Raw genomic sequence first — 11,466 nt, 5'->3', positions numbered from 1 at the left:
CCTGAAGCAGAATTCTTGAATGATGAGTGCCGACCTCTGCAGACGAATCTTGGAGGAAATCCCAAAGCTCGGCAGGATGAGTCGAAAGGATGTAGCCAAGCTCAAGTTGAAGATTTGTGGTGAGCTTGGGGTCTCTCGTATACCAAAGAATTCGGAAATCCTAGCTGTTGCCACTCCGGAGGAAAGAGAAAGACTTGTCCGCCTTCTTAAGCTCAAACCCGTAAGATCTGCATCTGGAGTAACCGTCATCACCGTCATGCCCAAGCCGCTCCCATGCCCCAAACCCGAACCGTGCATATATTGTCCTGGAGGTCCAGAGGCTGGGGTCAACCAAAGCTACACGGGAAGGGAACCGGCCTCAATGAGAGCTGTACAGCACGGCTTTGATCCCTATTCTCAAGTCAAAAATCGAATTGAGCAACTTAGAGCAATCGGGCATGAAGTCGACAAGGTTGAGCTGATAGTCTTCGGCGGTACTCTGACCGCATACCCGCGAGATTATCTAGAATGGTTCGTCAAAGAATGTCTGAGGGCGATCACGGGGGAAAACTGCGAAACGCTTGAGAAGGCAAAGCTTTCTGCCGAGATCTCAAAAATCAGGATTAGCGACATCGCGTTTGAGACGAGACCGGACTGGTGTAAAGAGCCCCATGTGGATCTCATGCTTGATCTCGGAGCAACAAGGGTGGAGCTTGGTGTTCAGACAATTTACGAAGACGTTTATGAGATCATCAACCGCGGGCATGCCGTTGAGGACGTGATCGAGGCCACGAGGATAGCGAAAGATGCGGGAATGGCGGTTGTCTACCACATGATGCCTGGACTCCCTGGTTCCAACCCGGATCGGGATCTGGAGATGTTCAGAGAAATCTTTAGAAATCCGGATTTCAGGCCCGACGCTCTCAAGATTTATCCCTGTCTAGTTCTCAGAGGGACTAAACTCTACGAACTCTGGAAGCGTGGAGAATTCAAACCTATGACGACGGAGGAGGCAGTTGAACTTCTCGCGAAAATCAAGCAGGAAATACCGGCATGGGTTCGCATCCAGAGAATCCAGAGGGATATTCCGGCAGATCTCATCGAAGCCGGGGTTAGAGCCGGGAATCTCAGACAGATCGTTAAACGAAGACTTGAGGTTGAGGGAAAGAAATGCAAGTGTATAAGGTGCAGGGAGGTTGGGCATGCGGGAGTGGAGCCTGAGAATCTTGAGCTCTTCATCGAGAGGTATGAGGCTTCGGGCGGGGAGGAGGTTTTTCTCTCGATAGAGGACAGAGAAAAGGATGTTCTTCTGGCAATTCTGAGGCTCCGTGTTCCATCGGAGCATGCACATAGGCCCGAACTGAAAAACGCAACTATTGTCAGAGAGCTCCATGTGTACGGAGAGCTTGTCCCTGTTGGGTTGAGCGCTGAAGAGGGGGAGTGGCAGCACAGAGGTCTTGGGAAGACCCTACTGAAGGAGGCTGAAAGAATTTCGGAAGAGGAGTATGGTGCTCGGAAAATTGCTGTACTGGCCGGGATTGGCACGAGGGAGTACTACCGTAGATTGGGATTCAGAAAAGATAACGTGTACATGTCTAAGGAACTGTGAAAAGAAACCAACATCTTGGGATTTATAAATCGACCTCAATATCCGGTTTTACCGAAGATTTTATATAGGGGTCGTTACTAAAGGTTTTTGGAGCTCCGTGAAGGAAAGATACACTTCCCGTTGGATAGTATATGCTATTTTCCTTTCGCTTGCCGGAGTGATTACAGTATCTCTTTTAATTTCTTCTGTGGGAGCGAATCCAACGCAGCCATACGTACGTGGGTCGTTTAACAGCTGGGATCTGTCCGATCCGATGTCATACGTTTATAGTTGGAGTGAACGTCAGGTCTGGGAAAGAGTGAGAGGGTTAAGCGGACCAGGCACTATCGAATTTAAGATATTTGTTGATGATTGGTGGGATCAATGGTGGGGAGAGGCATCCACCAACTATGGGTATCCTCGAAGTGTAACCCTCCAAACTCCAGGAAGCAACATAGGTGGCGATGTTCCAGTCACAGGTGATTACGTTTTTCAATTCTGGTTTGGAGGATCTCCTTGGTCCGCCGGTGCTGTCTATAAGAGACTCGCCTACAACGTTCCGGGGACATTCAACAACTGGGATCTCTGGGAAGATATGACCCTCCTCGGTTCAGACCCATGGAATGACAACTGGGAGAGTGGGATTTACACAGTTACGGGACCGAGGGTTGAAAACTTCAAGATAGTGATGGGAAACACTTGGTATGTTTATCATTGGGGATGGGAATTTGAAGGAACACCTCAGCCGATGCCGCATTATGGAGTCGCTTATAGAGGAGCCTTTGATGAAGCACCGAAGAACATAAAGGTAGAGTTCCCGGCGAACAGGACGGAGAACATAAAAATCAGAGTTCAGTTCATCTCGAGCGGTGATGATGCTGGAAAGGTGAGATATTGGGTTATGGATCTTACTCCTCCGGATGCACCCTCGCTCGTTTCCCCCGAGAACAATGCATTGTTCTATGTGACACCTGTGACCCTTTCATGGAGCTCCGTTGACGATCACAGCCGTCCAGTTAAATATAAAGTTTATCTGACGCGTGACCCAACCTTCTCAAATGTTGAGTACACATCTGATTGGATAACTTCAACCTCCTGGCAGACTCCAACCCTCCCAACCGGAACATGGTACTGGAAGGTTGGAGCTCAAGATGCGTATGGAAACTACGGTGAAAACTCGACAGTGAGATCTTTTGATGTTGCGCCTTGGTGGAATGAGAACTGGCCGTATAGAAGAAAAATCACGATAAGCGGAAACCATGAGGAGAACTTCCAGATAAAGGTCATCATCCCGTCGGACATCCCGAAGGGAATGTATCCGAGCATAAGGTTCCTTGAGAGTGCAGACGGTGGAGTTCTGCCTTACTGGATTGAGAACGACGGAAGCACAAAGACAAACGTGGCTTGGGTTAGAAGACTTGAGAACTCTGACTCAGAGATTTGGATGTACTATGGGAATCCATGGGTGACAAGTGCTGAAAATGCAGAAAACGTTTTTCTATTCTTCACAGATATCGGACCGAGGAATTATAACTGGAACGAGGGAGATACGAACGTTTCCCGTGACATAACATGGTGCGAATACCAGATCAGGATAAGGGGAGGAAAGATAGAAAACAAACCAGGCATGTGGTTTGCACAGATGCCTACAACTATTGAGTTCAAGATGTGGAATCAGGAAAGCTACAGAGGGGGTCTTGTTCTAACCGGGCCGGGCTTCGAGAAGGAGATAGCGTGCATATTCGACGGTCCTAGATTCTGGGTTGACGGAACAGAATACACCGGAATTCCTTCAAGATGGTATATAGCCAAAGTTGACCTGTATGATACAAACAAATTAAGAACTACGTTCTACTGGGGAAGCGATAACGGAAGTTACAGGGAAGTGGTCTGGGTATCTCCTGAAAAAACCGGAGACTGGTATTACTCTGGAGGTGGTGATACCACTTATGTGGACAAGCTGAACCTTCAAGTTTGGGACCAACAAAAGGTTTACTGGTTTGACTGGCTCTTCATAAGGAAATATGCAGCAACAGAACCAACAACAAGTGTCGGACCTGAGGAAACTTATTTAACAAACTGGTTCCTACCGCAGTACGCATACAGAAGAAAGATTGAGATAAGCGGACCCTTCCCGGACAACTTCCAGATAAGGATACCAATTCCGTCGGATATCCCGCAGAGCATGTATCCAAGCATAAGATTCCTTGAGAATGAGACGAGCGGTCCCCTACCTTTCTGGATCGAGAAGAACGAGGCGAACTACATGAGTGCGGTTCCGACGGCATGGGTTAAAAAGTTCAGCTCAGCAGACAATGCTATCTACATGTATTATGGGTGCACTGGGGCTTTGAGTGCCGAAAGCGGTGAAGACACGTTCATATTCTTCACAGACTTCGGAGGGGGAGATGGGGGATGGGACAACGGAGACTGGACAAAGTGGGGCTTTTCCACAGAGGGTGTTAACGTCTATGCAACCACGATTTGTTTGGAAGATTATGGGGATGCTCGAAGAGATGTTGACCACGGACCCGAACAAGGAATCCCAACAACGGAGAGAAACACGCAGAGGATAATCGAATTCAGAATAAAGAATGCATCGACATGGAGAGGAGGAGTCAGGATAACCGGAACATGGGGGGATTCAGAAACTGCAATGATATTCTGGGATGGAAGTAAGGTAAGATTCTTTGCCGATGGAGTTTGGGGTGCAGATGTTCCACGGGAAGCCGATGTGTATTACATAGGACAAATAATAATGTATGGTACAGACAAACTGAACGTGAACTTCTACCGTGGAAGAGACGATTCCATGTACAGAGAGCTCATAGAAAACGTTAGAGATTGGACAAAGGGGAATTGGTCAACAGGAGCTGACAAGTACAAGCTCAGCGTCTGGGATGGTGGAGGAACTTCATCCTATTACTACGATTGGTTCTTCGTGAGGAAGTACAACCACCTTGGCGCTCTAGATCCGACAGTGAACTTTGTGACCTTTGAATCACGCATGCCCACAAAGCCAATTCTGCAGTCACCCGCAAACGGATCGGTGACATCGGACAACACACCAACATTCACATGGCAGGATTGTGAAAACGAAGATAACTACAGGTTGCTTGTAGACGACGATCAGAACTTTGGATCTCCAGCCATAGACGTCATCCTGCCTGCAAACACGACCTCTTATACGCCAACAACTGAACTACCGGACGGTGTCTATTACTGGAAGGTTATAGCGATAAACGCAGCCGGAGAAAATGAGTCCGATATCTGGAGCTTTGAAATTGATACAATTCCGCCAACAATCGACGGCGACATCTGGTGGGCTGGCGTCTTCTTCGACTCCTACGATTCATACTATTTCTCACCAGTTGGTGAACCCATAACCACCTACCCGGAGAACGTGACAGGCAACATGCTTCCGCTTGGGTCGTCTGTTACCATCAGAATAAGGACGTTCCGCAACGACGTGGAGAATGTAAAGATAAGAATTTGGACTGGTGAAGAGGTAATCGTGAATATGGAGAAGGAAAGCTCCGATGAAAACTATGATTATTGGAAAGCCACGATCAGTGGACCTGACTCTGAAAGCAAGTGGTGGTTCAGATTTGTCTTGCAGGATATGGACGATATTGGCTACTACCAAGATGATTGGCCAAGAGTGGGAGGATGGGGTGCAATGTCAGATGAGCCTACAGGAAACGACTATCTAATCTGGTTTAGAACTAAACCAACGGCCTCAATCGATGGAGATATCTGGTGGGACGGCGTTTTCTTCGACTCGAGAAATTCGTTCTATAAGTATCCTGTTGGCACGCCACGCGATAATTTTGGAGAAAGCAACGCAGGAACTGATCAGATCAGGCTTAGAATCCGAACTTGGGAGAATGACATCGAAAACGCCCAGGTCAGAGTTTGGAAGTCCAAAGCATCCCAAGAAGTAATCTTCAACATGACGAAGGCCATCACTGAGAATGGCTTCGACTGGTGGGAGGTCACCCTGCCGGCCCCGATGGAAGAAGACAATTGGTGGTACCGATTCATCCTGAAAGACGGAAGTAAGATTGATTACTACGAAGACCATGAGGAAAGAGATGCAGGAATCGGACGGATGTATGAGGACTCGCTTGACCGCAGCTGGTTGATAGCTTACCAGCCAATTCCGAACGTCGCACCTGAAATTCTTGCCGTCTTCACACCGACCGACGTCAGCCCAGACGTGGCGTTCGATGTCAAAGTTACTGTCAGAGATTTAAACAAGCTAAACAACGTGAATGAAGTTTGGCTTGTCCTCTACAGCTCATCCGTCTCAAAGGATGCTTCCGATAGCGTGCGCGACCATTACACGTTCAAGTGGGTTAGAGGTACAGGTTTCACGGAGGTCGGTCCGGGTCCAGGTAACGCACACCTCATCGTAGCCGGATGCTCCGCCGGGAATGACGATTTAACTGAAGACAACTGGACATTCAGAGTAAAGCTCGGTAAGGTTGCCGAGCCAGTCAGCTGGAACGTGTGGGCGAAGGCTGTGGACGCGGGTAATTTGGAAGGCGAAAACACATTTACAGACAAATTCACGGTAAGCGTTTATATAGAACTCAGCTTGGATGACACCTCCCTGACATTCAGCGGCCAGCAAGGACAGACTGTTGGAGCATCTGAGAACCCCACGGTCGCAACGGTTACATCAAACAAAGACTTCTACATCGACGTAAAGGGCGCGGGAGATTGGTCGGGTCCAGGGACCCTGCAACTGAGCAATACAAAGGCAGACAAGAATGGAGAGGAGCCCTATGATCTGAGTATCTCAACCTCTTGGCAGTCACTCTGGTCGAATGTTGGATGGGGTGAGGGGGTACAAAGAAACATCTACTGGTTCCTCGTCATCCCAAGCGATACGACTCCCGGGAACTATTCGAATACGTTCTACGTGAGGGTGAGCGTATGAGAAGAGAAATGATATCTCTGGCGGTTTCAACACTTCTTCTGCTTTCGATAGTGGGAAGCGTCGGAGCTCCAGAACAGCAGCTTTCCGGGTCCGCCACAGTAACTTCTGCCGCTGATTTTTACATCGTGATCAGTCCTAGTGCAACGAGTGTCAACAGAGGAGAAAACGTGAAGGTGACGGTTTACGTCTACGCGATAGGAGGCTTCAGCGGAACAGTTACTCTGTCGGCGCCTGACGCTCCTTCTAGAATAGAAGTTTCTTTCGTTCCACAAAGCGGAACGCCGGACTTCTCGTCAACGTTTGAACTCAGAGTTACACCATTCCAGCCGGCGGGTGTTTACAACATAACCGTCCGCGGGGTCTCAGGAGCGCTCACGAGGGAAAACACTTTGACTCTCACCGTTAATCAGGAAAACAATGTGGAATCCTTCTCGGAACACACAATTTCAAACATACCCCCGGGTGGAAGTGCTACAATCTTCCCCACTGGAGTTAGAATTGAAAACGTAACTATATATATGCAAGAGGGACAGGGAGCAACAAATGTGGGGATAAAAGTCGCAGATCTGATGGAAAGAAATAGCTGGCTACCACCACTACCAGTCAAGGAGTACAAGTATGTTTACATAGACAAAGAAAACATTGATCACATTGACCGCGTGGAAATAACCTTCACGGTCGAAAAGTCTTGGTTACAGACAAATAATCTGACTCCATACTCGATAATTCTGTTCAGGTGGGAGACAAACAAGTGGGTGCCAAGACCGACAACGCTAATTGGAGACACAGGAACCGCCTACAGGTACAGAGCAATCTGGCCGGGACTGTCTAATGGAGGAATTGGTGGAGACAACAACCCGCCCTCAGTACCTGTCTTAACGTCTCCTGAAAATGGAAAGACAGTGACGAGCCCGGTGACGCTCGACTGGCAGGACTCTATTGATAACGAGGGTTACGTCCAGAGATATCACGTACAGGTGGATAACGATCCCGACTTTTCAAGTCCAGAGGTTGATGAGAATACTCCAGACAATACCTCATCTTATCAGGTTGTACTAACACCCGGAACGTACTACTGGCGTGTGAGGGCTCAAGACAATGCTGGTAACTGGAGCGATTGGTCTGCTTCAAGATACTTCGTCGTCACCGTTGCTCCGCCTGGCGCATATGATATAGAGCATGCACAGTTGATGGCGACCATCGGAGTCATTATTGACATAGTGATTGAAGGAGACATCGACTGGGGAACAGTAAGCGTCAACGCGCATAATGTCACACCGCCAGCTCCTGTCGACAACTATTGGATCAGAATTCTTGAAACGACAACGGTATCAGTCGACCTGTACGCAAAGGCTGAGAACGATGCGGTTCCCGAGAATATTCCAGGAATGTATCTAGCCAAATCCGGAGGAGACAATAACATCGAGAACATCCAGTTCTGGAAGTTGCCTATCGGAGAAAGTGGAAATGAAAACTTCCTAGTTGCAAGAACTGTGCTTGAGAAGATCCCGTGGCTTGTTAATCTCAGAAAGCCACCGGTGGGTATTAGCTACGACGAATACAACGTCTTCCCAGCTCTCAGCACAGCTCCCGACCAGCTCGGAGGAATTTACTACGGTCGGTTGACCATTAAAGCCGTAGAAAGCTCCTGAAATAAACCAAAACTAAAAATACAATAAAAACCGTTTGTTGAATGAATGGTTCCACTTAACATTGTCATTCTAGGAACAGCCGGATCTGGAAAAACCACACTGACATCGGGTTTCGGAAAATGGATAAAGAAAAACATTGGCAAGTCGGTTTCGTTTATAAATCTCGATCCCGGCTGCGAAAGTCTCCCATTTAGTCCGGATTTTGACATCCGTGAGTGGTTCACGATAGAAAAGCTCATGAGAGAAGAAGGACTCGGACCAAACGGCGCAATGGTAAGAGTATCGGAATTGCTCGAGGAAAACGCTGAAAATTTCTCTAAAAGAGTGAGGGAATTCTCCGCCGATATCAGGCTAATAGATACACCAGGTCAAATGGAAATTTTTCTATTCCATGGCGGAGCTGAGTTCATAAAACATCTGGATGGAGTAACAGTCGCAGTTTTCCTCCTGGACGCCAAAACTATGCGAACTTCAACAGACATAGTCTTCGCGCGTCTCTTGGAACTCTCGATCGGTCTCGAGCTCGGAGTAAAAACTATTGGAGTGATAAACAAAATTGATCAAGCAAAAAAGGAAATGGAGGCACTTCTAGCGGATGCCCAGCTCCTGCAGAAAAATCTCGAGAGAGAAATCGGAGGCGTTGAAGTCGACCTCGCCCTGCGACTTTACAAAATTCTAATGGAATTCTTACCTCCAGCCAGATTCCCGAGAATATGCGCAAAGACTTGCGAGGGATTCCAAGAACTCTACGACATCATTTACGAGACCTTCTGCGCATGTGGTGATCTCACTTAGACCCACACTGAAGAACCCTTATGAAGGGCTCCTCGGGCTCTTCCTTCACCACGCCACGAACGATAAACGTCTCCGTCTCCTCGATTCCTCCCAGCCTGTGAATCTTTTGAATGACGCCGGAGAGCTCGTCCTCATTTCGAACAAGCACTTCTAGCACGCTGCTGTATCTCCCAAAGAGCCTGTAAAATCTCCCGACCTCTTTCATTTTCTTTACTTCGTCTTCCAGTCTTTTTCGCAGAACGGGATCTGGTTTCTCTTTAATAAAAACGTAGGCCCTAGTCGAAAGTCCCAAATCGGCGGAGTTCAATCTTATCGTAAAGCGAATCTTGCCTTTAAGATGTCTCAGCTTTGCCGCAACCGTTTGCCTTGAAATCCCTGTAGCCCGAGCGATTTCGACTATTGACCTACTACTATCCTTAAGCAGCTCGAGCAAAATTTTCCTCTCAGTGTCCGATCTTTGCATATTTCTCTAACATTTTGTCTAAATTTTTACCTTAAAAGTTTAACTTTTGTTAAACAGCGAAAAGAATTTTTACACTCTGATCACCCTGTGGCCCGCAGCCTTTACCAATCTGTTCATAACAGCCAGCCCGATTCCTTTCGGCTCTATACCCTCAATCACGGCGAAACGAACCCCCTCGGCATCCAGCTCACGCAAAACCCTGAAAATATTTTTCGCGATTTCCCTGACGTTTTTCCTAGACCCAACAACCTTCACAACGTCCACCTGCAAGTCTGCCATTTCGTCCGTCACCACGGCACCGACCTTCAGACCCTTCATTTTTTTCTCGAGCAGAATTTCCTCCATTTTTCTGCGTACGAGTTCTGGGCGTCCCTCGATAACGACGAGTTCCGCTTCGGGAGCATAATGTCTATATTTCATCCCTGGGGACTTTGCAACAAGGACCTCCTCAGACTCTCCGACAACCACTGGGTGAAGGGAGACCTTTCCGATGAGAGCTTCTAATTCTTCCACTGACACCGGTCCCGGTCTGAGAAGAGTAGGTGGAGAAGTCGTCAAATCGAGAACCGTGGATTCAACTCCGTGGATTATCTCTCCGCCATCAAGAATCATATCTATCTTCCCACCAAGGTCTTGAAAAACATGTGAAGCGGATGTGGGACTTGGCTTTCCGGCCAGATTTGCGCTAGGTGCGGCGATGGGAACTTCAGAAGCCTCAATAAGAGCTCTAGCAACAGGATGGCTCGGCATCCTGATGGCTACGGTCCACAAACCACCTGTCGTCACGTCCGGAACTATCTCCGACCTCGGAAGCACGATCGTAAGTGGTCCTGGCCAGAACGAAGACACAAGCTTGTTTGCGATTTCTGGGACTTCTGACGCTAAAAGATAAAGGTCGTCGAGGCGCGAAATGTGAACGATCAGCGGATTGTCCGCAGGTCTCTGTTTAACCTCAAAGACCTTTCTAACAGCATTCTCGTCAAGAGCGTTCGCTCCCAGCCCATACACAGTTTCGGTCGGAAAAGCGACAATTCCCCCTCTCCTTATAATTTCGGCCGCCCTCTCGATTACCTCTTTCTCCGGTCTCAGAGGATTCACTTTCAAAACCTCTGTCATCAATATTATTTCAGCCACAAAAGTAGAATAACTTTGATGAAAAACAGGGCAAGACTTGGGAGAATAAAGATAGGTGACGGTCTGCCAGTCGCGGTGATTGGCATAATCAACCTTAGCCACGAATCTTTCTATCAAGGTTCCGTTGCACGTTCCGTCGAAGACGCTCTGAAAGTTGGGGAGAAAATGGTCGAAGAAGGCGCCTGCATCCTCGACGTCGGAGCCAGGGCAACGGGACCCGGAGCAATTCAGATATCTATAGACGAAGAACGAAAGAGATTGATACCCACTGTCAGAAAGCTTGCGGGAGAGTTGGACGTTCCAATATCCGTGGACACACAATTCTCCGAAGTTGCTGAAGAGGCGGTTGAAGCCGGAGCGGAGATAATAAACGACATAAGCGGGTTAAAAAGAGACAAGGAAGTCGCCGAAGTTGCCGCAAAATACGATTGCTCGCTCATTCTGATGGCCGCAAAAAGGAACCCGGGAGATACGACTACAATCGAAGAGATAAAATCCGCTTGGAAAGAGAGCCTGAAAATTTGCCGACTGAGTGGAGTTAGACTTTCCAACGTTGCCCTCGACCCCGCGATAGGCGCTTGGCCCGCTAGACTTGAGAAGCTTGGAAAAGCCTTCAAAAAACAGAGAGGATTCGCGAAGACGGATCTGATAGATCTCGAAATCATAGCAAGACTTAAAGAACTGAAAAAAATTGGGCGTCCGATCTGCGTTGGAATTTCGAGAAAATCCTTCATCGGAAGAATCCTTGGACTTGACGATCCAGCTGAAAGGCTAGCCGGTTCACTTGGAGCTACAATCATGGCTATAATCAACGGAGCATCGGCTGTGAGAACTCACGACCCTAAGGAAACTTCACAAGCAATAAGGGTGTGTGAAGCTATACTAAAAGCTTCCAGTTGAGTTGAAAAAC

The 11,466-nt window shown here is 48.0% G+C and carries 7 protein-coding genes; 5 read left to right on the top strand and 2 right to left on the bottom strand.

The genetic code is table 11. The features are described from left to right. Positions 1–19 precede the first annotated feature (19 nt). The 4 genes from QXF64_03055 to QXF64_03040 all read left to right on the top strand — a co-directional run bounded on the left by QXF64_03055 (position 20) and on the right by QXF64_03040 (position 8,959). A complete protein-coding gene (locus tag QXF64_03055) occupies positions 20–1,588 on the top strand; it encodes a tRNA uridine(34) 5-carboxymethylaminomethyl modification radical SAM/GNAT enzyme Elp3 (GenBank protein ID MEM1689466.1) in 1,569 nt (522 codons plus the stop codon). A gap of 97 nt (positions 1,589–1,685) precedes the next feature. Next, the gene (locus tag QXF64_03050) at positions 1,686–6,512 is read left to right on the top strand and encodes an alpha amylase N-terminal ig-like domain-containing protein (GenBank protein MEM1689465.1); all 4,827 of its coding nucleotides are present in this window, start codon (positions 1,686–1,688) and stop codon (positions 6,510–6,512) included. Next, positions 6,509–8,164 carry a PGF-pre-PGF domain-containing protein gene (locus tag QXF64_03045; GenBank protein ID MEM1689464.1) on the top strand — a complete coding sequence of 552 codons (1,656 nt, stop codon included), beginning with the start codon at positions 6,509–6,511 and terminating at the stop codon, positions 8,162–8,164. The genes QXF64_03050 and QXF64_03045 overlap by 4 nt, the downstream gene beginning before the upstream one ends. A gap of 45 nt (positions 8,165–8,209) precedes the next feature. Continuing rightward, positions 8,210–8,959 (top strand): ATP/GTP-binding protein, encoded by a 750-nt coding sequence (locus QXF64_03040; GenBank protein MEM1689463.1) that lies wholly within the window; start codon positions 8,210–8,212, stop codon positions 8,957–8,959. Here QXF64_03040 and QXF64_03035 read toward each other — a convergent pair. After that, positions 8,952–9,422 (bottom strand): Lrp/AsnC family transcriptional regulator, encoded by a 471-nt coding sequence (locus QXF64_03035; protein ID MEM1689462.1) that lies wholly within the window; start codon positions 9,420–9,422, stop codon positions 8,952–8,954. The two genes, QXF64_03040 and QXF64_03035, sit on opposite strands and share 8 nt — an antisense overlap. A 69-nt stretch (positions 9,423–9,491) precedes the next feature. Further along, on the bottom strand, positions 9,492–10,538 hold the full coding sequence (locus tag QXF64_03030) for an L-threonylcarbamoyladenylate synthase (protein ID MEM1689461.1): 1,047 nt from the start codon (positions 10,536–10,538) through the stop codon (positions 9,492–9,494). 36 nt (positions 10,539–10,574) lie between these two features. Here QXF64_03030 and QXF64_03025 point away from each other — a divergent pair, with 36 nt between their 5' ends. Beyond that, a complete protein-coding gene (locus tag QXF64_03025) occupies positions 10,575–11,456 on the top strand; it encodes a dihydropteroate synthase (GenBank protein MEM1689460.1) in 882 nt (293 codons plus the stop codon). The last annotated feature ends 10 nt before the right edge of the window (positions 11,457–11,466 follow it).

It is taken from the genome of Candidatus Hadarchaeales archaeon, assembly GCA_038823825.1.
In the GTDB taxonomy this organism is placed as follows: domain Archaea; phylum Hadarchaeota; class Hadarchaeia; order Hadarchaeales; family Hadarchaeaceae; genus JAVZGN01.
This window is presented reverse-complemented; position numbering and strand designations above follow the sequence as displayed.

Bases quoted from the DNA above. Each gene is read 5' to 3' on its own strand.
- QXF64_03030 (MEM1689461.1), bottom strand. From the start codon at position 10,538: ATGACAGAGGTTTTGAAAGTGAATCCTCTGAGACCGGAGAAAGAGGTA.
- QXF64_03055 (MEM1689466.1), top strand. From the start codon at position 20: ATGATGAGTGCCGACCTCTGCAGACGAATCTTGGAGGAAATCCCAAAG.
- QXF64_03025 (MEM1689460.1), top strand. From the start codon at position 10,575: ATGAAAAACAGGGCAAGACTTGGGAGAATAAAGATAGGTGACGGTCTG.
- QXF64_03035 (MEM1689462.1), bottom strand. From the start codon at position 9,422: ATGCAAAGATCGGACACTGAGAGGAAAATTTTGCTCGAGCTGCTTAAG.
- QXF64_03045 (MEM1689464.1), top strand. From the start codon at position 6,509: ATGAGAAGAGAAATGATATCTCTGGCGGTTTCAACACTTCTTCTGCTT.
- QXF64_03040 (MEM1689463.1), top strand. From the start codon at position 8,210: ATGGTTCCACTTAACATTGTCATTCTAGGAACAGCCGGATCTGGAAAA.